This is a genomic window from Aquamicrobium segne (assembly GCF_042656785.1).
Classification (GTDB): Bacteria; Pseudomonadota; Alphaproteobacteria; order Rhizobiales; family Rhizobiaceae; genus Mesorhizobium; species Mesorhizobium segne.
Genome location: NZ_JBHSLL010000011.1, coordinates 45,762 through 69,671, shown reverse-complemented (window position 1 = coordinate 69,671; position 23,910 = coordinate 45,762). Strand labels below are relative to the sequence as shown.

Annotated in this window: 24 protein-coding genes; 16 read left to right on the top strand and 8 right to left on the bottom strand. The window is 56.8% G+C overall.

Annotated elements, in window-relative coordinates:
- Positions 1 to 85: 85 nt before the first annotated feature.
- The 3 genes from ACFPLB_RS02960 to ACFPLB_RS02950 form a co-directional block, all read right to left on the bottom strand.
- A complete protein-coding gene (locus tag ACFPLB_RS02960; RefSeq protein WP_378227794.1) occupies positions 86 to 1,009 on the bottom strand; it encodes an ABC transporter permease in 924 nt (307 codons plus the stop codon).
- Positions 1,010 to 1,016: 7 nt separating this feature from the next.
- Positions 1,017 to 1,796 (bottom strand): ABC transporter ATP-binding protein, encoded by a 780-nt coding sequence (locus tag ACFPLB_RS02955; RefSeq protein ID WP_378227793.1) that lies wholly within the window; start codon positions 1,794 to 1,796, stop codon positions 1,017 to 1,019.
- Positions 1,797 to 1,875: 79 nt separating this feature from the next.
- Positions 1,876 to 2,862, bottom strand: coding sequence for an ABC transporter substrate-binding protein (locus ACFPLB_RS02950; protein ID WP_378227792.1), 987 nt, complete (start codon positions 2,860 to 2,862; stop codon positions 1,876 to 1,878).
- A gap of 221 nt (positions 2,863 to 3,083) precedes the next feature.
- Between ACFPLB_RS02950 and ACFPLB_RS02945 the strand changes: the two genes are divergently transcribed.
- Both ACFPLB_RS02945 and ACFPLB_RS02940 read left to right on the top strand, forming a co-directional pair.
- The gene (locus ACFPLB_RS02945; RefSeq protein WP_378227829.1) at positions 3,084 to 3,854 is read left to right on the top strand and encodes a GntR family transcriptional regulator; all 771 of its coding nucleotides are present in this window, start codon (positions 3,084 to 3,086) and stop codon (positions 3,852 to 3,854) included.
- A gap of 4 nt (positions 3,855 to 3,858) precedes the next feature.
- On the top strand, positions 3,859 to 4,827 hold the full coding sequence (locus tag ACFPLB_RS02940; RefSeq protein WP_378227791.1) for a pyridoxal-phosphate dependent enzyme: 969 nt from the start codon (positions 3,859 to 3,861) through the stop codon (positions 4,825 to 4,827).
- Positions 4,828 to 4,838: 11 nt separating this feature from the next.
- On the opposite strand, the gene ACFPLB_RS02935 is transcribed toward ACFPLB_RS02940, so the two are convergent.
- Positions 4,839 to 6,602, bottom strand: coding sequence for an SLC13 family permease (locus tag ACFPLB_RS02935; protein WP_378227828.1), 1,764 nt, complete (start codon positions 6,600 to 6,602; stop codon positions 4,839 to 4,841).
- Positions 6,603 to 6,759: 157 nt separating this feature from the next.
- Between ACFPLB_RS02935 and ACFPLB_RS02930 the strand changes: the two genes are divergently transcribed.
- From ACFPLB_RS02930 to leuC, 3 genes are all read left to right on the top strand, one after another.
- Positions 6,760 to 6,918 carry a hypothetical protein gene (locus ACFPLB_RS02930; RefSeq protein ID WP_378227790.1) on the top strand — a complete coding sequence of 53 codons (159 nt, stop codon included), beginning with the start codon at positions 6,760 to 6,762 and terminating at the stop codon, positions 6,916 to 6,918.
- 232 nt (positions 6,919 to 7,150) lie between these two features.
- Positions 7,151 to 7,684 carry a 50S ribosomal protein L19 gene (gene rplS, locus ACFPLB_RS02925; RefSeq protein ID WP_378227789.1) on the top strand — a complete coding sequence of 178 codons (534 nt, stop codon included), beginning with the start codon at positions 7,151 to 7,153 and terminating at the stop codon, positions 7,682 to 7,684.
- Positions 7,685 to 7,983: 299 nt separating this feature from the next.
- The gene (gene leuC / locus ACFPLB_RS02920; RefSeq protein ID WP_378227788.1) at positions 7,984 to 9,393 is read left to right on the top strand and encodes a 3-isopropylmalate dehydratase large subunit; all 1,410 of its coding nucleotides are present in this window, start codon (positions 7,984 to 7,986) and stop codon (positions 9,391 to 9,393) included.
- A gap of 81 nt (positions 9,394 to 9,474) precedes the next feature.
- Here the strand turns inward: leuC and ACFPLB_RS02915 are convergent, their stop codons facing one another.
- Positions 9,475 to 9,825, bottom strand: coding sequence for a hypothetical protein (locus ACFPLB_RS02915; protein ID WP_378227787.1), 351 nt, complete (start codon positions 9,823 to 9,825; stop codon positions 9,475 to 9,477).
- A gap of 133 nt (positions 9,826 to 9,958) precedes the next feature.
- On the opposite strand from ACFPLB_RS02915, the gene ACFPLB_RS02910 reads away from it, so the two are divergent.
- From ACFPLB_RS02910 to ACFPLB_RS02885, 6 genes are all read left to right on the top strand, one after another.
- Positions 9,959 to 10,345, top strand: coding sequence for a hypothetical protein (locus ACFPLB_RS02910; protein WP_378227786.1), 387 nt, complete (start codon positions 9,959 to 9,961; stop codon positions 10,343 to 10,345).
- A gap of 230 nt (positions 10,346 to 10,575) precedes the next feature.
- The gene (gene sdhC / locus ACFPLB_RS02905; protein ID WP_378227785.1) at positions 10,576 to 10,998 is read left to right on the top strand and encodes a succinate dehydrogenase, cytochrome b556 subunit; all 423 of its coding nucleotides are present in this window, start codon (positions 10,576 to 10,578) and stop codon (positions 10,996 to 10,998) included.
- On the top strand, positions 10,995 to 11,390 hold the full coding sequence (sdhD, locus tag ACFPLB_RS02900; RefSeq protein WP_378227784.1) for a succinate dehydrogenase, hydrophobic membrane anchor protein: 396 nt from the start codon (positions 10,995 to 10,997) through the stop codon (positions 11,388 to 11,390). The genes sdhC and sdhD overlap by 4 nt, the downstream gene beginning before the upstream one ends.
- 2 nt (positions 11,391 to 11,392) lie before the next feature.
- Positions 11,393 to 13,201 carry a succinate dehydrogenase flavoprotein subunit gene (gene sdhA, locus ACFPLB_RS02895; protein ID WP_378227782.1) on the top strand — a complete coding sequence of 603 codons (1,809 nt, stop codon included), beginning with the start codon at positions 11,393 to 11,395 and terminating at the stop codon, positions 13,199 to 13,201.
- 11 nt (positions 13,202 to 13,212) lie between these two features.
- Positions 13,213 to 13,992, top strand: a complete 780-nt coding sequence (locus tag ACFPLB_RS02890) for a succinate dehydrogenase iron-sulfur subunit (RefSeq protein ID WP_378227780.1) — start codon at positions 13,213 to 13,215, stop codon at positions 13,990 to 13,992.
- Positions 13,993 to 14,022: 30 nt separating this feature from the next.
- Positions 14,023 to 14,658 (top strand): YceH family protein, encoded by a 636-nt coding sequence (locus ACFPLB_RS02885; protein ID WP_378227779.1) that lies wholly within the window; start codon positions 14,023 to 14,025, stop codon positions 14,656 to 14,658.
- A 60-nt stretch (positions 14,659 to 14,718) separates the two neighbouring features.
- Here the strand turns inward: ACFPLB_RS02885 and ACFPLB_RS02880 are convergent, their stop codons facing one another.
- Positions 14,719 to 15,156 (bottom strand): OsmC family protein, encoded by a 438-nt coding sequence (locus ACFPLB_RS02880; RefSeq protein ID WP_378227777.1) that lies wholly within the window; start codon positions 15,154 to 15,156, stop codon positions 14,719 to 14,721.
- Between the two features lie 81 nt (positions 15,157 to 15,237).
- Positions 15,238 to 16,497 (bottom strand): ubiquinone biosynthesis hydroxylase, encoded by a 1,260-nt coding sequence (locus ACFPLB_RS02875; protein WP_378227776.1) that lies wholly within the window; start codon positions 16,495 to 16,497, stop codon positions 15,238 to 15,240.
- Between the two features lie 112 nt (positions 16,498 to 16,609).
- Here ACFPLB_RS02875 and tesB point away from each other — a divergent pair, with 112 nt between their 5' ends.
- The 5 genes from tesB to ACFPLB_RS02850 all read left to right on the top strand — a co-directional run bounded on the left by tesB (position 16,610) and on the right by ACFPLB_RS02850 (position 23,351).
- Positions 16,610 to 17,479, top strand: a complete 870-nt coding sequence (gene tesB, locus ACFPLB_RS02870; RefSeq protein WP_378227775.1) for an acyl-CoA thioesterase II — start codon at positions 16,610 to 16,612, stop codon at positions 17,477 to 17,479.
- A gap of 333 nt (positions 17,480 to 17,812) precedes the next feature.
- Positions 17,813 to 18,958: a porin gene (locus ACFPLB_RS02865; RefSeq protein WP_378227774.1), complete on the top strand. Its 1,146-nt coding sequence runs from the start codon at positions 17,813 to 17,815 to the stop codon at positions 18,956 to 18,958.
- 181 nt (positions 18,959 to 19,139) lie between these two features.
- Positions 19,140 to 21,677 (top strand): FtsK/SpoIIIE family DNA translocase, encoded by a 2,538-nt coding sequence (locus tag ACFPLB_RS02860; RefSeq protein WP_378227773.1) that lies wholly within the window; start codon positions 19,140 to 19,142, stop codon positions 21,675 to 21,677.
- An 82-nt stretch (positions 21,678 to 21,759) separates the two neighbouring features.
- A complete protein-coding gene (locus tag ACFPLB_RS02855) occupies positions 21,760 to 22,443 on the top strand; it encodes an outer membrane lipoprotein carrier protein LolA (protein WP_378227772.1) in 684 nt (227 codons plus the stop codon).
- A 104-nt stretch (positions 22,444 to 22,547) separates the two neighbouring features.
- On the top strand, positions 22,548 to 23,351 hold the full coding sequence (locus ACFPLB_RS02850) for an exodeoxyribonuclease III (protein ID WP_378227770.1): 804 nt from the start codon (positions 22,548 to 22,550) through the stop codon (positions 23,349 to 23,351).
- Between the two features lie 42 nt (positions 23,352 to 23,393).
- On the opposite strand, the gene ACFPLB_RS02845 is transcribed toward ACFPLB_RS02850, so the two are convergent.
- A complete protein-coding gene (locus tag ACFPLB_RS02845; RefSeq protein WP_378227769.1) occupies positions 23,394 to 23,849 on the bottom strand; it encodes a cyclic nucleotide-binding domain-containing protein in 456 nt (151 codons plus the stop codon).
- Positions 23,850 to 23,910 lie beyond the last annotated feature (61 nt).

The following is a 23,910-nucleotide window of genomic DNA, read 5'->3' as shown; positions in this document are numbered from 1 at the left end:
TCCTGAAGCATTTTACCACCAGACTGGATCATCTGGTGGTGCGAATGCATTTCAAAAAAAAAGGACCTTGCGGGTGTAACGGACCCTATTCCCGGAATGTTTCTTTTGCCATGGCAGGGCCGCGGCCCCGTTTGATGCTGGGCAGCGCCAGCATGACCAGCACAAATATCCCGGTGGCCAGTTTCAGGTCGGGCGGCGGCATACCGGCAGCAAGGCAGAGCGAGACAAGCTGATAATAGACGATTGCGCCGACAAAGGGCGCCAGAAGCTGGCGCAGCACTGTCTGTTTGCCGGTAATGGCTTCGCCGATCATCAAGGCCGCCAGGCCGTTGATCAGCACACCAATGCCCATATTGACGTCAGCAAAACCCTGACTTTGCACCATCAGCGCACCACCAGTGGCGGAAAATGCGCCAGCCAGCCCGATGCCGCCAATGGTGGCTGCCCAGACATTGATACCTTGTGCTTCGGCCATGTCGGGATTGGAGCCGACGGCGCGCATGGCGGTGCCTTTTTCGGTTTTGAAGTAAAAATAAAGCAAGGCAAAGACCAGCAGAACCACAATGCCGGCCACCACGATTTTGGAAGCCGGAAAGCCTGCCTGAAGGCCGGGCACCCAGTCATAGACCGTGGTGTTGCCAAAGACGGACAGGTTGGAACGGCCCATGATACGCAGATTGACGCTGTAGAGCATGGTCATGACCAGAATACCGGCCAAAAGCGTGTGAATGCGGAAGCGCAGATGGATGAATGCCGTGCAGCAACCGGCAATGAAGCCCGCAGCCAACGCGCCTGCAATGGCAGGAATTGGTGAAAAATCGGCTGCCAGCATGACACCGCAGACGCAGCCGCCCAGCGGAAAAGCGCCTTCGCTGGTCAGATCGGGAAAGCTCAGCATCCGAAACGGGATCATGATGCCGAGCACGACAAAGCTCAAGATCAGGCTTTGCGCCAGCGTGACGGGAATGAGCGAGAGGAAGCTCGACAAGGTGGTTTCAATAAAGCCCATGGTCTTTTCAGCTCGCCAGCATCATGCGGTCAGTCTTGACCGAGAAATGGCCGATCAGGTCCGCCACCGTTATATTTTTTTTGTCCTCACCGGCAATTTCCAGCTTCACCTTGCCAGAATCCAGCATGATGACGCGATCACCATAATCGACAGCGTGCTGCATGTTATGCGTGACCATCAAGGTGGTCAGCTTGAGGGAAGAAACGGTGCGGATCGTGGCCTGCATGACAATATCGGCTGTGCGTGGATCAAGGGCTGCGGTGTGTTCGTCCAGCAGCAGGACAGCGGGCCGGTCGCTGACCGCCATGATCAGCGACAGCGATTGGCGCTGACCGCCCGAAAGCAGTTCAACCTTGGTGTCAAGCCGGTTTTCAAGACCAAGCCCAAGCACGGAAAGACGCTCGCGATAGCGGGCGAGACGGGTCGCATCAAGACCGGGGCGCAGGGAGCGGCTTTTTGCCCGCAATTCAGCCAATAACATGTTTTCGGCAACGGTCATGGAGGCGGCGGTGCCGCGCATCGGGTCTTGAAAGACCCGCGCCAGCCTTGCGGCGCGCTTGTGTACCGGCATGGCGGTCACATCATCGCCATCGATCAGGATTTTACCGGAATCGAGAACCAGCGAGCCTGAAATGGCGTTGAGCATGGAACTCTTGCCAGCTCCGTTCGAGCCGATGACAACACCAAATTCGCCTGTCGCGAGGGTGAGATCGAGATTGTCGAGCGCAATTTTCTCGTCGGGCTGCCCCTGATAAAAAATCTTGCGCGCGGATCTGACTTCCAGCATCCGCTACTCCTGCGCGTTGAGCGGTTTCAGGAAAAAGGCGGCACTGTCAGCGCACCGCCTTTTTGGATGATTTTATTCGTCAGTCGACGAAGCACTCGCAATTATCAAGCGCGGCGGGAATTTCAAGGCCGAATTCCTTGGCCGCTTTACGTGAAATCACCATGACGTGATCTTCATAGGCAGGCTTGGAAGGGGCGATGGATTTGGGATCTTCACCCTTGAGAATACGCACGGCGATTTTACCTGCGTTCTCGCCGACCTTGGTGTAGTTGACGGCAAAACTTGCCGGGACCACACCATCGCGAACCGCGCCATCATCGGCGTTGACGATCGGGATGCCTGCCTGGCGGGCTGCGGCTGCAACGGCTGCAACGGCTGGCTGCAACAGGTTGGAGGTCGGCACATAGATGACATCGGCCTTGCCGGCAAAAGAGGCAACCCGCTGCTGGATGTCGTTGATATTGTCAACGCCCACAGCAACGATCTCAAAGCCCGCAGCACTGGCAAGCTCACGTGCGTTTTCAACCAGCACAACGTCATTGGCCTCGCCCGGATTGTAGGGAATGCCAAGACGGGTGGCCTCAGGCATCAATTCGCGGGTAAACTGCATCACTGCGGCAAGATCCTGAAGGTCGGATGAGCCGGTAATGCCTTCGCCGCCTTCATCCCATGAAGGGGTCAGATTGGCGGCAACCGGATCGGTGACTGCGGTAAAGACAATCGGAATTCCCGAGCCTGCCAGCGCCTTCTGGGCAATCTGTGAAACCGGGGTGGTAACGGTGTAGATCAGGCCGGGCTGCTCGGATTGCAGCTTGGCGATCATCTGCGGCACCAGCGAGGCGTCAAAATTGGTGTGGCTGACGGTGTAGGTAACGTCTTTGCCTTCTTCATAGCCAGCCTCGGTCAAGGCATGCTTGAAGCCTTCAATGGCAATGTTAAGCTGCGAGTGCTCGCCAAAATTGGCGACGCCGATGCGCACAGGATCGGCAGAGGCTGCTGCAACGCTGGCCAGCATGGCGCTGGCAATGGCCAAGCTGGACAGCAAGCCGGTTTTTGACCTGATCATTAGTAACCCTCCCAAAATGCAGGTATTCGGCGCTTTTCCTCGCCTTGGTCGGCGATCATAGCGGCTTCGGATGCCTTGTCAAACATATATATATAGATCAAGATGAAGACTTAAATCATATATAATCTGGCAAAATGGCCTTTTATATATATTTGCGATACATGTCGTACAGGCGCAGCGGGCAGGTGCGGCGGGAGGGCTGGATGCAGGCGGATGGCGCGATGGAGGAAAAAACACCTGTTCCAAGCAAGACGGAAGCGGCCTATCGCCTGCTGCGGCGCGATATTCTGACCACCCGCCTGAAGCCGGGCGCTTCGCTCAAGCTTGGCGCATTGCGGGATGCTTACGGCCTTGGCTGGACACCGCTGCGCGAGGCGCTGTCACGGCTGGAAGCTGAAAAACTGGTTACGGCCATTTCCAATCGCGGCTTTGCCGTTGCGCCGGTATCGCGCAGGGAACTGGAAGATCTGGCGCGGGCGCGCATGGTGGTGGAATTGCCGCTTCTGCTGGAATCGGTCGCCCATGGCGATGGCGAATGGGAGGCGGCGGTTGTCACCAGCCATTATCGCCTGTCACGCTGCGCAATAGCGCCCGATGACCCCTCGGAAGCGGCGGTTGATGACTGGGATGAAAAACACACAGCCTTTCATGACGCCTTGTTGAGCGCGGCACGTTCGGACTGGCTGTTGCGCTTTCATGCCACGATTTCCGACCAGCTCCGCCGTCACCACCGTTTCCTTGGCCTTGCGCCCACACTGCGCGCCGCCAAAGGACGGCAACAAGGCTATGAAAAGGCCGTTGTGGCCTTGCGTGAGGCCATGGGCATTGACCATCACACAGCATTGATGGAAGCCGCACTTGATCGTGATATTGAGCGCTCACGCCAATTGATGGAAGAGCATATCGGCCATACGCTGCGCGCTTATATTCATGCCGATGGCGATGAAGACGACGCTGGCCCATATTCTGAAGCCATGATTCCAGGAAAGTGACAGCATGAGCCATCCGCAACGTCCCACCATGCAGGCAATGGAGGCGGCAAGACTTCGTCTGCTTGACTGGATGGAGCCGACACCGCTGGTGCCGCTCAATCTTGATCTGCCAGACCGGCGCATCTTTTTAAAACTCGAAACATTGTCGCCTATCGGCGCTTTCAAGCTGCGGCCCGCGCTCAATGCAATGCTGTCGCGTGATCGCGCCAGCCTGTCAAAAGGCGTGGCGACCATCAGTTCGGGCAATATGGCCTATGGCATGGCCCATGTCAGTCATGTGCTTGGCGTAAAAATGGCCGCTTACATGTTTGCAGGCGCGCCACAGACCAAGATCGATGGTGTGCGCAGGCTAGGCGGTGAGGTGCGTTTTATCGGCATGGATGACTGGTGGCGCTACATTACCGAAGCTGATCGTCCCCTATTGGAGGAACTGCTGATCAATCCGGTGATCGACCAGGCGGTGCTGGACGGCAATGGCACGATCGGGCTGGAGATTGCGCAGGATTTGCCCGCCATTGATGCCGTTTTTGTACCTTATGGGGGTGGATCGCTGATTACGGGTCTGGCCAGCGCCCTGAAATATCTAAAGCCAGAAGCAAAAATTTTTGCCTGTGAGGATGAGAATGCCGCCCCGGTTGCGGCTGCCTTGAGGGCAGGCCACATTGTTGATGTCGAGATGAATCCGTCCTTTATCAAAAGCATTGGCGGGCCTTCGCTTCTTCCCCAAATCTGGCCGGTGGCACAGAAGCTGATTGACGGGGCGGTCAGCGTCAGCCTTGAACAGGTAACAGATGCCATGCGCATTCTGTTTTCAAAAGCCAGGGTGGTCGCTGAAGGGGCGGGTGCGGCCTCACTGGCGGCCGCCCTTGCCAGCCCGCATGTGAAGGGCAATGTGGTGTGCGTTATTTCAGGCGGCAATATTGATGCCGATGATTATGCCACCGTGCTTTCAGGCGGTATTCCGGCACCGTAAAGCGAGCGGTTTTATAGCGGCCAGACCAGCATCAGCATGGGAATGGCGACCGCAATCACCAGCAGGGACAGCGGCAGGCCAAGGCGCGGATAATCCGAAAACTGATAGCCGCCGGGGCCCATGACCAGCATGTTGCACTGGTGGCCGATGGGGGTCAGGAAATCGCAACCGGCCCCGATGGCAACCGCCATCAGAAACGCTTCGGGCTGATAGCCCAGATTGCTGGCGAAACCGGCAGCGATCGGGGCCATGACCAGCACGGTTGCCGCATTGTTGAGGAAGGGCGTGACCATCATCGCCACAATCAGCATCAAGGCCAGCGCGCCATAGCCGGGCAGTATCTGGCCGAAATCGGCAAGAAAAGTGGCAATCACATCGGTGGCGCCTGTGGTTCGCAAGGAATCACTGACCGGGATCAGGGCGGCCAGCATCACCAGAATTGGCCCGTCAATGGCATCATAAGTCTCGCGCAAGGGAATGGCGCGAAACAACACCATGGCGACGGCTGCTGCAAAAAAGGCCAGGGCAATGGGCAGCAAGCCAAGCGCGGTGGTGCCCATGGCGGCAATCAGGATCAGCACCGGCACCAGGCCGCGCCGGACACTGCCCAAAAGCACCTGTCTTTCAGCCAGTGGCAGCAGTTCAAAATCTTTCAGAAATTGTGGCAGGGTGTGACTGTCACCGCGCAGCATGACAATATCGCCGAAATCAAGCGTGATGCTGCCCAGCCGCTGGTTGAGCCTTGTGCCTTTGCGCGATACGGCCAGAAGATTCACATTGAAGCGGTCATAAAGCATCAGATGCTGGGCCGACCAGCCGATAAGGCTGGAATTGCGCGTAACCACAGCCTCAACTGTCATGGTTTCATCGGTTGTTTTCTGGGTGCGGCCCACACCCACACGCAGCTTGGCTTGTGCCACCAGCCGGTCGAGGGCTTCTTGCCCACCTTCAATCAGCACAATGTCGTCTTCATGCAGTATCGTATCCGGCAAGGGGGCGATGCGCACGCCACCCTCACGCAATATGGCGGTGATGGCCGCCTCGTCTGCTGCAATTTTCAACAGGGCGGAAAGCGGTTTGCCGGCGACCGTTGAATCCGCGGTAATATGGGCTTCAGCCGAATAGTTTTCGATGGCCAGTGCGGTATCAAGGCCGCTGTCGCTGCGCTCACGTGTTGGCACCAGAAAATAAAACAGGGTCAGAAAGACGCAACCGGCAGCCGTCAGCGCCAGCCCCACCGGTGTAAAATCAAACATGCTAAAGGATTCGCCCGTCAATTCCTCACGCAGGCGCGACACAACGACATTGGGCGAGGTGCCGATCTGGGTCATCAGCCCGCCCAGCAATGAGGCAAAGGCCATCGGCATCAGAAAGACAGAGGGCGAGACATTGGAGCGGCGGGCAAACTGAAAGGCAATCGGGATCATGATGGCCAATGCGCCGATATTTTTCACAAAAGCCGACAAAACCGCTACGGTGATGACCAGCAGCGCCAGTTGCATGCGCACCGAACTGACACCGGGCACATAGCGTTGCAGCGCATATTCCATGATGCCGCTTCGCGCCACACCGGCGCTGACCAGCAAGGCGCTGCCGACAATGATGACAATATCGTCACTGAACCCGGAAAACGCTTCATTGAAGGGCACCACGCCCACAGCAACGGCTGTCAGCAGCGACAGGACAGCCACCAGATCATAGCGCAGCCGCCCCCATATGAAGGCGGCCATCATCAAAATGATGACGGAAAAAGAAAGTGTCTGGGGCAGTGTCAGCATGGTTTTCCCAAATTCCAAGGAAAACGCCGTTATGGGCGTTGGGTTGCTGCCAAGGAAAGATTATGCCGGGACGCTGATGTCAAGCTGCATCATAATATATGAGCTGGTTCAATACAGGCTTTGACAGATTGCACAGCCGCTGCTCAAACAGACCATGACCAAGATTTTTGCTTATCTGATCCTTGCCATGATGGCAGTTCATCTCATCAGGCCGCTTGGCCTGCCCGGTTTGAGGCGGCGTGCGGATTTCTGGAAACTGGCCGTAATTGCACTGGGTCTGATTGCGCTGGCGGCGGCTGCTGGTGCTAACTGACAATAAAGATAGAGACTGCCCCGTGACAAAGTCTTTGCAATAGTGTATCGCCCGACCGGGATTGAAGGAATGAAGTGTCCTTTGGTTCAGGTCAACCCGTCACATAGAGGTACGGTGTAGCCGCCCCTGCCAGATGCCTTGCGGGCTGACGGCATAGCCCAGCGGTGAAAAAAACTGCTGTGGCAAGTGCAGGGCGCTCTGACTGTCGGAAGAACAAGAAGTGGATTTAAAGATGGATATTATCCGTCAGCTCGAGGCCGAACAGGTCGCCAAAATCGAAGAAAAGCGTAAGCTGCCCGAATTCCAGCCCGGTGACACGGTGCGCGTCAATGTGCGCATTACCGAAGGCGCCCGCACGCGTGTGCAGGCTTATGAAGGTGTTGTCATTGCGCGCGCCGGTGCTGGCCTGCATGAGAATTTCACCGTCCGCAAGATTTCCTATGGCGAAGGCGTGGAGCGTGTGTTCCCGGTCTATTCGCCAATGGTTGAGGGCGTTGATGTGGTTCGCCGCGGCAAGGTTCGCCGCGCCAAGCTTTATTATCTGCGTGATCGCCGCGGCAAGTCGGCACGTATTACCGAAAATACCGGCGTGCGCGCCCGCAAGCTGAACGAAGCCGAGCGCGAGGCCATCAACGCTGAAAAGGCCCGCATCGAGGCTGAGAAGATTGCTGCTGCCCAGGCGCTGGCTGCTGAAAAGGCTGCACAGGAAGCCGCTGAAAAGGCTGCTGCTGAAGCTGCTGCGGCTGAGACTGCATCGGCTGAATAAGCAGTTTTTGCGTGTAGCAGACCAAAGGCGGCTCCGGCCGCCTTTTTCGTTTCAGGGCTGGCTTTGAGACAGGGCAATTGCCGCACGGCCAAAATATTGGTATGAAACAGGGGATGGAAGAGCTGTTTGGAAACCCGAGCTATAAGAGCTTTGTGCTGCAGGATAAAAAACGCCTGCCGGCACGGTTTTTTGCGCGGGTTTCAGGTTCACGGACCAGTCGGCTTCGCTAAGGCGCGCCTGACCCTCGTCGGCCCGGCTTTGAGGGCCTTATCCTTTCCATGATTGCTGGATTTATGAACATGAGCGCACCGCGCACCCTTTACGACAAGATTTTTGATGACCATGTGGTCGACCGCCAGGAAGACGGGACCTGCCTGCTCTATATCGATCGCCATCTCGTGCATGAGGTGACCAGTCCGCAGGCTTTTGAAGGTCTGCGCATGACTGGCCGCAAGCTGCGCCACCCGGAGCGGACGCTGGCTGTTGTCGATCACAATGTGCCGACCTCGCCGGACCGTATCCACGGCATCAAGAATGAGGAAAGCCGCATTCAGGTTGAAGCGCTGGCGAAAAATGCCGCTGATTTCGGCGTTGAGTATTATTCGGAAAAGGATCGCCGTCAGGGCATCGTCCACATTATCGGTCCTGAGCAGGGTTTTACCCTGCCCGGCATGACCATTGTTTGCGGTGATAGCCACACCTCCACCCATGGGGCGTTTGGTGCGCTGGCGCATGGGATCGGCACGTCGGAAGTGGAGCATGTGCTGGCCACCCAGACGCTGATCCAGAGCAAGGCAAAAAACATGCTGGTGCGCGTTGACGGGCAATTGCCCGAAGGCGTCACCGCCAAGGACATCATTCTTGCCATTATTGGCGAGATTGGCACGGCTGGCGGCACCGGCTACGTTATCGAATATGCTGGTGAGGCGATCCGTTCGCTGTCCATGGAAGGTCGCATGACGATCTGTAACATGTCGATTGAAGGTGGCGCCCGCGCCGGTCTGATTGCGCCTGATGAGACCACTTTTGCCTATGTGAAGGACAAGCCGCGCGCGCCCAAAGGCAAGGCGTGGGATATGGCGCTTGAATATTGGAAGACGCTCAAGACCGATGAAGGCGCCCATTTCGACAAGGTCGTGGTGCTGGATGCGGCCAGGCTGCCGCCAATTGTGAGCTGGGGCTCATCGCCCGAAGATGTGGTTTCCGTCACCGGAACGGTTCCTGACCCGGACCTGATCGAAGATGAAAACAAGCGCAACTCCAAGAAACGCGCCCTTGAATATATGGGCCTTGAGGCTGGCACCAACATCACCGACATCAAGATCGACCGCGTGTTCATCGGTTCCTGCACCAATGGCCGTATCGAGGATCTGCGGGCCGTGGCTGATGTGGCCAAGGGCAAGAAGGTTGCCCCGACTGTCAGTGCCATGATTGTTCCCGGCTCTGGATTGGTCAAAGAGCAGGCTGAGGCTGAAGGTCTGGACAAGATTTTCATCGAGGCCGGGTTTGACTGGCGCGAGCCGGGCTGTTCCATGTGCCTTGCCATGAATGATGACCGGCTCAAGCCTTATGAGCGCTGTGCTTCAACCTCGAACCGCAATTTTGAGGGACGGCAGGGCTTTAAGGGGCGCACCCATCTGGTGTCGCCTGCCATGGCTGCTGCTGCCGCCATTGCCGGTCATTTTGTCGATATTCGCGACTGGAAATAACTTTTCCACCCGCAGCAATAAAAAAAAGCCCCGTATTTTTGCGGGGCTTTTTTATTGCATATGGTGGCGGGTATCTTGCCTTTATTGACAGGGGCTGATTTGCGGCATCTCGCCATCGGACAGGCCATACATATGGCTGCGGCCCTTGATGAAAACCGGTGGGCGGTAGCAATCAGTAGCCCAGGTTTTCTTGTTTTCTTCTACCCTGTCGAGATAGATGATTTTTGGCCCGTTTGAGGCGGTGTAGGCGGCAACCTGTCTGGCCATGTGGCCCTGGCCAACGACAATGCGCTTATAGCCGGCAGTGCTGTCAACCACGAGATTGCCAAAGGAATCGGCATAGATATGGTCGCCCTGCTGTCCGGCTATGGCTGGCTGGCACAGGATAAAACCAGCAATGGCGGCTGCGGCCATACAGGTGCTTTTACGCATGATCGGCACTCCCCCGAAATGGCGGAACGATGCTTGTCCCGGCCTCATGCGTTAGAATTAACTATTTTTTAACCTTTGTTAAGGGCAAAGAGACGATCATGATTGATCTGCACTTTTCAAAAAAGGACGCTCCATGAAGCTGCGCCGCATGACAAGGCTGTCCATAATTTTCTTGCCGCTGATTGCTGCCGCTTGTGTTTCAAGTCAGGGGGGGAAGGCTCCTGAGGACAAATTGCTGACCGGCCCTGACGGCAAGCAGGATGCCATGGCCATTATTGCCGAGAAGGAAGCAGCCCAGCCGGGTCTTTCCACCTATAATTGCGCCGATGGTTCCTTGATGACCATTCGCAATCTGGGAACATCAATCCGTGTCATGGGACCGGATGAGGAAGAAGAACTGCCAGCCTCGCCCGCCAATCAGCGCAGCCGCTATGGACTTGGGGTGGATGCCATTGTTCTTGACGGGCGTGAAGCGCTTGTCATGAAGGGGCGTCAGTCGCCGCTGAGTTGTACAAGATGAGTGATTTACTCAACTTAACATTGATGCGGAACTTGCGAGCTTTTCTAATCGGTTGAAGTTAAAAGAAATCAGTTTTTCAGACTAAATTATGAATAAGAAACAGCTTTCCGGCTTTGACGCGGTGCAAAAAGCGTTCTAGAACGCGGCAGTCCTTAAGTTGCTTGCCAATCTGGCCATGATGTAATTTGCGTCACGGTATTGTTTTTGGCAAAGCTCAGTTTGGGGGAACCATGAGCCCTTCACCAGCTACCCGCACACCGCCAAAGCCCCGGCCCTTGTCGCCGCATCTGTCAGTCTATTGGCCAAAAATCACCATGACGATGTCAATTTTGCATCGCATCACCGGCAGTGCGCTTTATGTCGGCACGCTTCTGGTTGCACTGTGGCTGGGTGCGGCTGCCCTGTCGAAGGAAGTTTTTGAGTGCGTCAACTGGTTCTTCGGGACGATTGTCGGCAGGCTCATCCTGCTTGGCTACACCTGGGCGCTGATGCTGCACATGCTGGGCGGCATCCGCCATTTCATCTGGGATGCAGGCAAAGGGCTTGATAAGCACACGGCCTCGAAATTCGGCTGGGCGACATTGATCGGCTCTGTTGTGTTGACGATTGCCGTCTGGGTCATTGGCCTGATGGTGCGGGGAGGCTGGGCATGAGCACTTCATTGAAGGATATGCGCACTCCCTTGGCAAAAGTGCGGGGTCTGGGTTCTGCCCGTGATGGCACCATGAGTTTCTGGCGCCAGCGCGTTACTGCGGTCGCCAATATTCCGCTGTTTTTGTTCTTCGTCGGCTTTTTAATTGTCATGAATGGCGCAGACTATGAAGAAGTGCGCGCAGCCCTTGCGCATCCGGCGGTCGCGCTGGTGATGATCGCCATGCTTGGGTCCGGCCTTTATCACATGCGCCTTGGCATGCAGGTCATCATTGAAGACTATGTTCACGGCGAAGGCGCAAAGCTTGTGCTTTTCCTTCTCAATACGTTTTTTACTGCAGCAATCGGCATCGTCTCGGTGTTTGCGCTGCTCAAGCTTGCATTCGGAGGCTGAGCATGGCCGCCTATAATTATGTCGATCACCAATATGATGTCGTTGTTGTGGGGGCCGGTGGCGCCGGTCTTCGCGCCACGCTTGGCATGGCTGAGCAGGGGCTGAAAACGGCTTGCATCACCAAGGTTTTTCCAACCCGTTCACACACAGTGGCTGCCCAGGGAGGCATTGCCGCCTCGCTCAAGAATATGGGGCCGGACCACTGGCACTGGCATTTATACGATACGGTCAAGGGATCTGACTGGCTGGGCGACATGGACGCCATGGAATATCTGGCGCGTGAAGCGCCTGCTGCGGTCTATGAGCTGGAACATTATGGCGTTCCCTTCTCGCGTACCGAGGAAGGCAAGATCTATCAGCGCCCGTTTGGCGGCCATATGCAGAATTTCGGTGATGGCCCGCCCGTGCAGCGCACCTGTGCGGCTGCCGACCGCACCGGCCACGCCATCTTGCACACGCTTTATGGCCAGTCGCTGAAGCACAAGGCGCAGTTCTTCATTGAATATTTCGCCCTTGATCTGATCATGGATGAAGACGGCACCTGTACCGGCGTGGTGGCATGGAATCTTGATGACGGCACCATTCACCGCTTCTCGGCCAAGATGGTGGTGCTGGCCACTGGCGGCTATGGCCGTGCCTATTTCTCGGCCACATCGGCCCATACCTGCACCGGCGATGGTGGTGGCATGGTGGCGCGTGCCGGTCTGCCCTTGCAGGATATGGAATTCGTTCAGTTCCACCCGACCGGCATTTATGGCGCAGGCTGCCTGATTACGGAAGGCGCGCGCGGCGAGGGCGGCTATCTGGTCAATTCCGAAGGCGAACGCTTCATGGAGCGTTATGCGCCTTCCGCCAAGGATCTGGCCTCACGCGATGTGGTCTCGCGCTGCATGACCATCGAAATCCGCGAAGGCCGCGGCGTGGGCCGAAACAAGGATCATATTTTCCTGCATCTTGACCATCTCGATCCGGCGGTTCTGCATGAACGGCTGCCTGGAATTTCAGAATCGGCAAAGATTTTTGCCGGTGTTGATCTGACCCGTGAGCCGATCCCGGTGCAGCCGACGGTTCACTATAATATGGGCGGGGTGCCCACCAACTACTGGGGCGAGGCGCTCAACCCGACCGCTGACGATCCTGATCGCGTCACACCGGGCCTGATGGCTGTGGGTGAGGCGGGGTGTGCTTCCGTGCATGGCGCCAATCGTCTGGGGTCCAATTCGCTGATTGACCTCGTGGTATTTGGTCGTGCTGCGGCCATTCGCGCCGGTGAGGTGGTCGATGCCAAGGCCCCTGTGCCGTCGCTCAATCTGGCGGCCTGCGACAAGATCATGGATCGCTTTGACCGTCTGCGTCATGCCAATGGCCCGACCCCGACTGCGGTGATGCGTGAAAAGATGCAGCGCGCCATGCAGGAAGATGCGGCAGTGTTTCGCACACAGGAAACGCTTGAAGATGGCTGCAAGCGGATTTCGCAGATCTGGGGCGAGATGAAGGATCTCAAGGTCACGGACCGTTCGATGATCTGGAACTCCGATCTGGTCGAGACACTGGAACTGGAAAACCTGATGGCCAACGCCATCACCACGGTTTACAGCGCCGAAGCCCGTAAAGAGAGTCGTGGTGCGCATGCGCGTGAGGATTTTTCCGAGCGTGATGATGTCAACTGGCGCAAGCATACGCTGTCGCGTCTAAGCCCTGACGGCAAGGTAACGCTCAGCTATCGTCCGGTGCATGTAGAGCCGCAGGTCAAGCCTGAAGATGGCGGCATCGACCCGGCCAGGATCGCGCCCAAAGCGCGTGTCTATTGAGGATCTGAAAAATGGTCGAACTCACACTCCCCAGAAATTCGCAGATCGTGCCGGGCAAAACCTGGCCGAAGCCGGAAGGTGCAACCAATCTGCGTGAATACCGTATCTATCGCTGGTCGCCCGATGACGACAAGAACCCGAGCATGGACACATATTTCGTCGATATGGACGATTGCGGTCCGATGGTTCTGGATGCCCTGCTGTGGATCAAGAACAAGATTGACCCGACGCTGACCTTGCGCCGCTCCTGCCGTGAAGGCATTTGCGGGTCCTGCGCCATGAATATCGATGGTGGCAACACACTGGCCTGCACCAAGGGCGCAGACGATATCAGCGGCCCGGTCAAGGTTTATCCGCTGCCGCATATGCCGGTGGTGAAGGACCTTGTGCCTGATCTCAACAATTTTTATGCCCAGCACGCTTCGATCGAGCCGTGGTTGCAAACGGTTTCGCCAGAGCCAGCCAAGGAATGGCTGCAAAGCCATGAGGATCGCGAAAAACTCGATGGGCTTTATGAGTGCATTTTATGCGCCTGCTGCTCGACAGCCTGCCCGAGCTATTGGTGGAATGGCGACCGTTATCTGGGTCCGGCCGTGTTGTTGCAGGCCTATCGCTGGCTGATTGATTCGCGCGATGAGGCCACCGGCAAGCGTCTGGACAATCTGGAAGACCCGTTTCGGCTGTATCGCTGCCACACCATCATGAACTGTACCCAGACCTGCCCCAAGGGGCTGAACCCGGCCAAGGCGATTGCCGAAATCAAGAAAATGATGGTGGAGCGCCGCGTCTGACCCGGCGTGCCCAAGGGGTGACAAAATACGATGGATGGCGAAGAATTTCCTGCGCTCAGCGCTCTTGAGGCCCGGATTCTGGGCTGCCTCATTGAAAAAAAGCTGCTGACGCCAGACGTCTATCCGCTCACGGCCAATGCGCTTGTTGCGGCAGCCAACCAGAAAACGGCGCGTGAACCGGTCATGGCGCTGTCATCTGCCGATGTGGTGCGCGGCTTGAAAATTTTGGAGCAAAAAGGGCTGGTGCGGCAGATTTTTGCCTCACGTGTCGAGCGCTATGAACATTTGATGGCGCAGAAATTTTCGCTGACCGTGGCGCAAACCGCGCTGCTTGGTCTTTTGATGCTGCGCGGCCCGCAAACCCTGCATGAATTGTTGGCGCGCACCGAGCGCTTGTCCCGCTTTGCCAGTGCCGAGGAATTGCGCGGCGAGCTTGACATGCTGATTGGCAAGCGCCCGCCGCTGGTTCAGGAAATCGGGCGTGCTCCGGGCCAGCGCGAAGATCGTTTCGTGCATCTTTTATGCGGGCCGGTTGATATGGCGGCATTTTTAGCCGCCCCTGCATCCGTCACAGTGCCGGGGGACGCTGAACTGGAGGCGCGCCTTGCTGCACTGGAAGACAAGGTGCGCCAACTGACCGAGCGGCTGGATGCGCTTGGAGCATGATCCTCAAAAAGTTGCAGACTTTTTAGATAAGATCATGCGTAAAACAAAAGCTTAAAGCGGCTAAGCCAGTTTTGCCTCAAGTGTTACCTTGATTGCCCCCAGCGCTTTTGAAACCGGGCAGCCGGATTTGGCCTGTTCTGCCAGTTCCTTGAATTTGCCTTCATCAATGCCGGGCACCTTGCCTGTCAGTTTCAGGTCGCTTTGGGTAATTTCAAAGCCGCCGCCTGCCGCTGGCCCATAAGTGATCACGGCTTCAGCCTTGAGGTCTTCTGCCGGTGTGCCGTTTTCGGCCAGAAAATGCGAAAGCTGCATGGCAAAGCAACCGGCATGGGCCGCCGCAATCAGCTCTTCCGGGTTGGTGCCTGATTTGCCGCTTTCATCCTGAAACCGCCCTTTGAACGAATAGGGCTGTCCGGCAAAAGCGCCGCTTTGCACATCAAGCGTGCCTGTGCCTTCGGTGAGCGTTCCCTGCCAATGCGCAATAGCGTGACGGTTCATGATGATGTCTCCTTGTTCTACCTATATAGGTCCTGACCCTGTATATATAGGGCGCATCATCCGTCAGATAAGATCATGCTCTTAAAGCGGTTCACCCTTTAACAGCCTTGGCGTGGTGCCGGTCAGTCCGGCAGCCTGTTTGACAAAGAAATTTTTCAGCCGCGGCAGGCGCTCCACCAGCCCAAGGCCAAAATCGCGGGCCGTGCGCAAGGGGGCCACATCATTGGAAAACAGTTTTGTGAGAATGTCGGTGGTCACGCCCATTTGAGCCGTGTCGAAGCGCCGCCATTGCTGGTAGCGCTCCAGCACATCGAGCGCGCCAATATCCTGCCCCAGCCGGTCGGCCTCAACAATAGTTTCGGCAAGGGCCGCCACATCTTTAAGACCCAGATTAAGACCCTGTCCGGCTATGGGGTGAATGCCATGGGCGGCATCTCCGGCCAGCGCCAGCCGTGGCGCCACAAAACTGCGCGCCAGCATGAAACCAAGCGGCCAGGCGCGCGGCTTGTCCTCGACGCGGATTTCGCCAAGTTCCAGCCCGAAGCGGCGCTCAAGCTCGGCCTCAAACACCATCTCATCGCCATGGATCAGCCTTTCGGCTTCCTGTGTGTTTTCCGCCCATACCAGCGAGGAGCGATTGCCTTTCAGGGGTAGAATGGCAAAGGGACCGCCGGGGAAAAAATGCTCGACAGCGCGGCCATGATGCGGGCGCTCATGGGCAACCGTGCAGACAATGCCCGACTGGCCATAATTCCAGCGCACAGTCTTGATGCCAGCCAGATCGCGCAGTTTTGAGCGCACCCCGTCGGCTGCAACCAGCAGCCGGGTGTGCAGGCGCAAACCGTCGCTCAATTGCACATCCATGCCGCCGCCACCCACCTCAAAACCCTCTGCACCGACGCCTTGAAGAATGGTGATACCCAATTCTGCGGCGCGGTTGCGTAAAGCGCGGTTGAGATCGCGATTGGCAATCATATGGGCAAAGGGCTCGCCCGGTGCGACCTCGCCGTCAAAGGTTAAAAACACCGGACGCACAGGGTCGCCGGTGCGTGAATCGGTGATGATCATTTCGGTGATGGCCTGAGCTTGTGGCTCCACCTCATGCCACAGCCCAAGCTGCTCCAGCATCCGGCAGGCAGCAGCAGCAATGGCCGAAGAGCGATTGTCTTTTTGCCAGGCATCGGCAGGGGCTGCATCGACCACAGCCACATTCAGGCCGGGGCGGGCATGTTTGATGGCAACCGCACTGGCCAGCCCCACATAACCGGCACCGGCCACCAGCACATCCAGCTTTTGCTCATCCGGCATCTGATTGGCAGAAGATTTTGCGGCTTTGGCCATGTTGCGTGTTCCTGACCCTAATCTCTTTATTCTGCTGCCCGGCATTTTATGGCAAGCTTGACCTTGCGCCCATCCTGTCGGAGATGGTTAGTAATCGCAAGGAGCCACGCTCATGATAACAGCCATGGATGAACTCATTTCCATTCTCGATCTTGAGCGCCTGGAGCACAATCTGTTTCGGGGTCGCAGCCCCGAAAGCGACTGGCAGCGTGTGTTTGGCGGCCAGACGATTGCGCAGGCCCTTGTGGCGGCCCACCGTACCGTGGAAGAAGACCGCCATATCCATTCGCTGCATGCTTATTTCATGTTGCCGGGTGATATCAAAGTGCCGATTATCTATACGGTAGAGCGCATCCGTGATGGCGGCTCTTTTACCACGCGCCGTGTGGTGGCCAGCCAGCACGGTCATGCCATTTTTTCGCTGGAGGCTTCTTTTCAGAAAGATGAGATCGGGCTGGAACACCAGATTCCGATGCCGCTGGATGTGCCCGAGCCTGATCTGCTCCTGTCACAGGCGCAATTGCTGGAACGTTTTGGCAAGAATGTGCCCGAATGGGTCAGCCGCTATTGGCAGCGCCCCCGGCCGCTGGAAATGAAGCCGGTGATGCTGGAGCATTATACAAGCCGGGAAAAGCTGGAGCCGCGCCAGAACATCTGGATACGCACCACGGGTTCGGTGCCTGATGACCGTGTTCTTCAATGTGCGGTGCTGGCCTATCTGTCGGATATGACCCTGCTTGACACCTCCACCTTTGCCCATGGCCGGGCGGTGTTTGACAGCGAGATTCAAGCCGCCAGCCTTGATCATGCCATGTGGTTTCATCGCCCAAACAGGCTGGACGACTGGATTTTATATACGCAAGACAGCCCCTCGACACGCGGCGGGCGTGGCTTTACCCGTGGCGAACTGTTTGCCCGTGATGGAACCCTGATTGCCTCTGTCGCCCAGGAGGGTCTGATCCGCCTGCGGCGCGCGCCGTAACGCGCATTGACGCTCACGTGCAGCAGGTTGTGTGCACACATATGGGTGAGTCGGGGTTTTGGGCCCTGAAACGGGCCGGGGCGGGGGAAAAAAGTTAACAAAACCTTTCTGGACCCGATAAAAGCGTGGCGTTTGTGCAACAGTGCTTTTGGATATGGCCTTTTCAGCTTGCCGCAGGTTGCGTTCCTGGTTGAACGGAAAGGCCGGATGGGTAATGTCGGTTTTGAAGAGGAAGCGCGCTGCGCGTCTTTTTCACCGTGGGGATGGGCAGCTTACTGTCCTTCAGAAAAATAACCCAGACCCGATTTTAAAATTTTGACTGGAGGTCAGAAAATGAACATCAAGAGCCTTCTTCTCGGCTCCGCTGCGGCTCTCGTCGCAGTTTCCGGCGCACGCGCCGCCGACGCTATCGTCATTGCCGAGCCTGAGCCTGCTGAATACGTCCGCATCTGCGACGTTTACGGCGCTGGTTTCTTCTATATCCCGGGCACCGAAACCTGCCTCAAGATCGGCGGTTATCTGCGCTACGACATCGGCGTTGGTGATGTCAGCGGTATCGAGAGCATCGACAAGAAGAACTTTGACAAGGTACACGACACCTATTTCAAGCGCATGCGCGCCCAGGTGACGTTTGATGCCCGTTCGGAAACCGAATACGGCACTCTGCGTGGCTTCATCTCCACTCTCTATCAGCGTGATTCTTTTGAAGATTCCTACATCGATCCGGAGGATGATGATGAGTTCGGTCCTTTCTCGAACACCCGGGACGCCTGGTCGCTTGAGCATGCCATCATTCAGCTTGGCGGCCTGACCATTGCCTATACCGACTCGCTGTTCGAGACGCTGACCGATTCGGCTGGCTCGGTCATCAATGATGACATCGGCGTTACCTACACGCCTGGCAAGACCCACATGATCGCCTACACCTTCGACGGCGGCAACGGCTTCTCCGCCACCATCGGTGTTGAAGAAGGTTCGGGTATTGAATACACGATCGACTCCTACGTCCCGCATGTCGTGGCTGGCGCCTCGTTCACGCAGGGCTGGGGCAAGGTCTCCGGTGTTGTCGGTTACGACTCCAACTACGGTGAAGTTGCCGGTAAGCTGCGCGTTGACTTTAACGTCAATGATGCTCTGAGCCTCTGGGTCATGGCTGGTCTTCAGGACTACAACTACGATCGCGCTTGGGACTTGGATGGCAAGAGCAGCTATTACGGTGTCTGGGGCGGCGACTGGGCTGTCTGGGGTGGTGGTAAGTATCAGTTCAGCGACAAGGCTGCTCTGGACTTCCAACTCGCCTATGACGACAACGAAACCTTCGGTGCCGCTGTTGGTGTGAACTACGCATTGGTTCCCGGCTTCAACATCCGTCCGGAAGTTGTCTACGCATCCGGTTATGACTATGACTGGAATGGCAACAAGATCAGCGGCAAGAAGGATGGTTGGGGTGGTTACCTCCGCTTCCAGCGTTCGTTCTAAGATCGAGTTTTCGGTTTGAACAAAGAAACCCGGCAGGCAACTGCCGGGTTTTTTCTTTTGTTCTTTTGCTGTCTGTATTCAGCTGCATGGTTAATGCACCTTTAACCCCATCTGGCTAATCTACCCTCACAAATCTGTCCGGCTGCTCATGCCGGATCATGATGATTGATGAGGACGAGTGATGCGATCAGGGGCGCCCGCACATCTTGCGCTGGAAGAAACGGCTTATGGCGGCTTGCAGGCATTCATGCGCAGGCAGGCCGGGCGGCTGACTGGATTGCTGCTGCTGGCGCTGGTTGTCTTCTGCATTGCTTCGCTGGCCACATGGAATGTGGCTGACCCGAGCTTCAGCCACGCCACAGATAACAGCGTCACCAACGCCATGGGCTATGCGGGCGCGGTGTTTTCCGACCTTGCCATGCAGTTTTTCGGCCTGTCATCAGTGGCAGCGCTGGTGCCTGCCACGATCTGGGGCTTTTTGCTGTTTTCAGGCCGTGGCGTGGACGCCAAACCGCGCCGCGCTTTAAGCTGGTTCGGGTTTTGCCTGCTTGCCGCTGCCATTGCCGGCTGCATTGCCGCGCCCCCCACCTGGCCATTGCCAAGCGGGCTGGGCGGTGTGCTGGGCGATATGGTGCTGAAAATCCCTGCCATGTTCACCGGCACCTATCCGACCGGGCTGTTTGCGGCTGGTGTGATTGTGGTGTTTGCAGCCCCGGCGCTCTGGCTGTTTGCCTATGGTTCGGGCCTGATCAAACGGCGCAATGGTTTTGCCATTCAACAAGAACACGACGAGGACATCGATACAAGCCCCGCGTTTGAAGACGACGGTGATGATGATTTTGAACCCCGCAGCAGCCTTGTGCTGGGAATGCTGGCGCATTGGTGGATGTCGGCGCGTGGCTGGCTGCGTCGCCACAAGCCTCTGCGTCATGATGAGGACTGCTTGCCAAAAACTTTGCGCCGCAGTGCCTGGCGTGAGGCGGCTTTGCGGGTGGAAAATGCTGAAATGGAAGAAGCGGGCATGATCAATGGCGATTATGCAGCGCGCATTGAGCCGGAATTTTTTGCACAGCCCGCGCAAGACCATGTTGAGCATGGCGCTTTGCCTGAAGGGGGCGCGCGCGTTGCAGCCCCGGCACCGCGCCCGGTGCAAGGTGCGCGTGTGCAACGGGAGGCGCAGGCCTCGCTGATCGGCAGCGACAATTTTGAAATGCCGTCTTTGCATTTCCTGTCCAACCCGCCCAATGTGGTGCGTGACGCCAGCCTGTCCGCGGATGCGCTGGAGCAGAATGCGCGGCTGCTGGAAGGGGTGCTGGAAGATTTTGGCGTTCGCGGCGAGATCATTCAGGTGCGCCCCGGCCCGGTTGTCACGCTTTATGAACTGGAGCCGGCCCCCGGCATCAAATCAAGCCGCGTGATCGGTCTGGCTGATGATATTGCCCGCTCGATGAGCGCAATTGCAGCGCGTGTGGCGGTGGTTCCGGGCCGCAACGCCATTGGCATCGAACTGCCCAATGCACGGCGCGAAACAGTTTATTTGCGTGAAATCCTTGCCAGCCGTGATTTTGAAACCAGCAAGGCAAAACTGGCTCTGGCGCTGGGCAAGACCATCAATGGCGAGGCGGTGATCGTCGATATTGCCAAAATGCCTCATGTTCTGGTGGCAGGTACCACCGGATCGGGCAAGTCTGTGGCCATCAACACCATGATCCTGTCGCTGCTCTACCGCATGACGCCCGAGCAATGCCGTCTCATCATGATCGACCCCAAAATGCTGGAACTGTCGGTTTATGACGGCATTCCACATCTTTTGACCCCGGTGGTGACGGATCCGAAAAAGGCCGTGGTGGCGTTGAAATGGACGGTGCGGGAAATGGAAGACCGCTACCGCAACATGTCGAGACTGGGTGTGCGCAATATTGACGGCTTCAATGCGCGGGTTGCGCAGGCGCACAAGAAAGGCGAGCAGATTACCCGCACGGTACAGACCGGGTTTGACCGCCAGACCGGCGAGGCGATCTATGAAACCGAGCATCTCGACCTTGAGCCGATGCCCTATATTGTCGTCATCATCGATGAGATGGCCGATTTGATGATGGTGGCGGGCAAGGATATCGAGGGCGCGGTACAGCGCCTTGCCCAGATGGCGCGTGCGGCCGGTATTCATGTTGTCATGGCCACACAGCGCCCTTCAGTGGATGTCATCACCGGCACCATCAAGGCCAATTTCCCGACCCGCATTTCCTTTCAGGTCACCTCCAAGATCGATAGCCGCACCATTTTGGGCGAACAGGGCGCTGAGCAACTGCTGGGCATGGGTGATATGCTTTATATGGCCGGTGGCGGGCGCACCCAGCGTGTGCATGGCCCCTTTGTTTCCGACAGCGAGGTGGAAAAAGTGGTGGCGCATCTTAAATTGCAGGGTGTGCCGCAATATCTGGATGCCATTACCGAAGAGGATGAGGAAGACGATATGGCTTCCGGCACGGGTTCGGGTGGTGGAAATTTTGAAGATTCCGACGATCCTTACGATCAGGCGGTTGCGGTGGTGTTGCGCGATGGCAGGGTCTCGACCTCTTATATTCAGCGCCGTCTCGGCATTGGCTATAATCGTGCCGCCTCGATCATTGAGCGCATGGAAGAAGAAGGTGTGATCAGCGCCGCCAACCATGCCGGAAAGCGCGAAATTCTTGTGCCGACCGAAGAGGATGTTTTTTAAAGCGCCAGAAAGCCCGACTGCCAAATTTAAGCCCAGATAAATGCGGATAAGGATATTTGAAGGGCCGACGAGAGTAAGACACATGACATATCAGACTTATGCCACGACGGTTGAAACCGCTTTCTCGCGCCGCAGCTTGTTAAAGGCTGGTCTTGCCTGTGCGGGGATCGGTGTTTTAGGGGCAGCTTCCGGCTTTCCTCTTGTTTCTGGCGCGCGCGCCGCCACACCTCATGCCGCGCAGGCCATTGCCGATCATTTTTCAGCCGTGAAGTCGATGACCGGCGAATTCGTGCAATTTGGCCCCAAGGGCGAGCAGACCGGCGGAAAATTCTTCCTGCAACGGCCGGGAAAAATCCGTTTCAACTATGACGGATCATCGAATTTCAGGGTGATTTCCGATGGCAAGTCGGTGGTTATCCTCAATCAGAAACTGCGCACGTCAGACCTTTATCCGCTGTCGAAAACGCCGCTCAAACTTCTGCTGGATGAACGCATCGACCTGTCGGGCGACAAGGTGAAAAGCGTGCGTCAGGAATCTGATCTGACCACCATTCAGCTTGCCGATAAATCCGTGTTCGGCAATGCCACAATCACCATGATGTTTGATCCGCAGACTTATGAACTGCGCCAGTGGACGATCACCGATGCGCAGGGCAAGGACACCACGGTGATGATCTTCAATGTACAGCAAGGTGTGCGCTTTGCCGCCGACACTTTCACCATCGATTATCGCGCCAACCGGGTGCTTAACAGCAAGGCTCCGTAGGGCGCGTCACATACTATTCGCAGCATCTGTGGAAATCCGGGCCAGGCGTGCAGCAGAGCGCGCTTCGGCTTGAATTTTCTGCCTGTGACTGACATGTTCCGGCCATGTCATTTTCCCTTGCCACCTGGAATATCAACTCTGTGCGCCTGCGTATGCCGCTGGTCGAGCATTTTCTGCAAGAATACCAGCCGGATGTGCTGTGCTTGCAGGAAACCAAATGTCCGGACGATCAGTTTCCGTTCAAGCCATTGCGCAAGCTGGGCTATGAGCACATCGCCATTCACGGCCAGAAGGGCTATCACGGCGTTGCCACCATTTCGCGGCTGCCGCTGGAAATCGTTGAAAAACGGCGGTTTTGCGAGATTGATGACAGCCGCCATCTTTCGGTCAGGCTGGAGGCGGGGCCGCGCCAGATCTTGCTGCATAATTTTTATGTGCCGGCAGGGGGTGATGAGCCTGATCCGCAAATCAATCCAAAATTCCGCCATAAGCTCGATTTTGTCGAGGAAATGCGCAAGATCCGCGCCGAGCAGGATGAGACGTCAAGCTCGATTCTGGTCGGGGACCTGAATATTGCGCCGCGTGAACACGATGTGTGGTCGCATAAGCAGCTTTTGAAAGTGGTCAGCCACACACCCATTGAGACGAGCAGTTTTGAAGCCATGCGCAAGGCCGGTGAATGGGTGGATCTGATGCGCCACAATATCCCGGACGAGCAGAAAATCTACACATGGTGGAGCTATCGTGCCCGTGACTGGGATGCGTCTGACCGTGGCCGACGACTGGATCATGTGTGGTCATCGCAAAATCTGGTGCCGAATTTCTCCGGCTATGAGATTTTGCGTCAAGCCCGCGGTTGGGAACGGCCTTCGGACCATGTGCCGGTGCTTGCACGGTTCGATTTTTAGAACCGGTCTCTTGAAACTGGTTCCCAGTTTCAGAGATACGCTTTAATCCAGAAAGTGCGGGGCCATGCCCTCGATACGTTCAATCAGCGCCTGAAACTGTTGCAAAATGCGCGCATGCAGATGGACAGCGACTTCCGGATATTCTTCTAAAATGCGCCGAAACATGGATCGGCTGAGCCGTAACACCTGTGTGTCGGTCAGCACATAGGCGCTGGTCATGCGCCTTGTGTCGGCAATCAGCGCCATTTCGCCTAAAATTTCACCAGCTCCGGCGGTGGTGATTGCGGTGCGTTGCGGGTCGTTTTCATGGTAAAGCGCAACACGGCCGCTGATGATGATATAGGCGCAATCTGCCTCATCGGCCTCACGATAGAGCTTGCGGTCAGCGGCAAGCGAGGTGGTTTCTGCGCCAAAGGCAAGCAGACGCAACTGTTCGCGCGTAAAATCGGCAAACAGGTCCACGCCAGACAGGATGTCAATGTCATCATCCAGCGCCATCAATCATGTCCCCATATCGACAGCAGGTCGTTTTTCCTTCTCGTAAAGAACCGGGGCTTGT

Coding starts and splice junctions, on each gene's coding strand:
- ACFPLB_RS02960 (WP_378227794.1), bottom strand. CDS start 1,009: ATGGGCTTTATTGAAACCACCTTGTCGAGCTTCCTCTCGCTCATTCCC.
- ACFPLB_RS02955 (WP_378227793.1), bottom strand. CDS start 1,796: ATGCTGGAAGTCAGATCCGCGCGCAAGATTTTTTATCAGGGGCAGCCC.
- ACFPLB_RS02950 (WP_378227792.1), bottom strand. CDS start 2,862: ATGATCAGGTCAAAAACCGGCTTGCTGTCCAGCTTGGCCATTGCCAGC.
- ACFPLB_RS02945 (WP_378227829.1), top strand. CDS start 3,084: ATGGAGGAAAAAACACCTGTTCCAAGCAAGACGGAAGCGGCCTATCGC.
- ACFPLB_RS02940 (WP_378227791.1), top strand. CDS start 3,859: ATGAGCCATCCGCAACGTCCCACCATGCAGGCAATGGAGGCGGCAAGA.
- ACFPLB_RS02930 (WP_378227790.1), top strand. CDS start 6,760: ATGACCAAGATTTTTGCTTATCTGATCCTTGCCATGATGGCAGTTCAT.
- rplS (WP_378227789.1), top strand. CDS start 7,151: ATGGATATTATCCGTCAGCTCGAGGCCGAACAGGTCGCCAAAATCGAA.
- leuC (WP_378227788.1), top strand. CDS start 7,984: ATGAGCGCACCGCGCACCCTTTACGACAAGATTTTTGATGACCATGTG.
- ACFPLB_RS02915 (WP_378227787.1), bottom strand. CDS start 9,825: ATGCGTAAAAGCACCTGTATGGCCGCAGCCGCCATTGCTGGTTTTATC.
- ACFPLB_RS02910 (WP_378227786.1), top strand. CDS start 9,959: ATGAAGCTGCGCCGCATGACAAGGCTGTCCATAATTTTCTTGCCGCTG.
- sdhC (WP_378227785.1), top strand. CDS start 10,576: ATGAGCCCTTCACCAGCTACCCGCACACCGCCAAAGCCCCGGCCCTTG.
- sdhD (WP_378227784.1), top strand. CDS start 10,995: ATGAGCACTTCATTGAAGGATATGCGCACTCCCTTGGCAAAAGTGCGG.
- sdhA (WP_378227782.1), top strand. CDS start 11,393: ATGGCCGCCTATAATTATGTCGATCACCAATATGATGTCGTTGTTGTG.
- ACFPLB_RS02890 (WP_378227780.1), top strand. CDS start 13,213: ATGGTCGAACTCACACTCCCCAGAAATTCGCAGATCGTGCCGGGCAAA.
- ACFPLB_RS02885 (WP_378227779.1), top strand. CDS start 14,023: ATGGATGGCGAAGAATTTCCTGCGCTCAGCGCTCTTGAGGCCCGGATT.
- ACFPLB_RS02880 (WP_378227777.1), bottom strand. CDS start 15,156: ATGAACCGTCACGCTATTGCGCATTGGCAGGGAACGCTCACCGAAGGC.
- ACFPLB_RS02875 (WP_378227776.1), bottom strand. CDS start 16,497: ATGGCCAAAGCCGCAAAATCTTCTGCCAATCAGATGCCGGATGAGCAA.
- tesB (WP_378227775.1), top strand. CDS start 16,610: ATGATAACAGCCATGGATGAACTCATTTCCATTCTCGATCTTGAGCGC.
- ACFPLB_RS02865 (WP_378227774.1), top strand. CDS start 17,813: ATGAACATCAAGAGCCTTCTTCTCGGCTCCGCTGCGGCTCTCGTCGCA.
- ACFPLB_RS02860 (WP_378227773.1), top strand. CDS start 19,140: ATGCGATCAGGGGCGCCCGCACATCTTGCGCTGGAAGAAACGGCTTAT.
- ACFPLB_RS02855 (WP_378227772.1), top strand. CDS start 21,760: ATGACATATCAGACTTATGCCACGACGGTTGAAACCGCTTTCTCGCGC.
- ACFPLB_RS02850 (WP_378227770.1), top strand. CDS start 22,548: ATGTCATTTTCCCTTGCCACCTGGAATATCAACTCTGTGCGCCTGCGT.
- ACFPLB_RS02845 (WP_378227769.1), bottom strand. CDS start 23,849: ATGGCGCTGGATGATGACATTGACATCCTGTCTGGCGTGGACCTGTTT.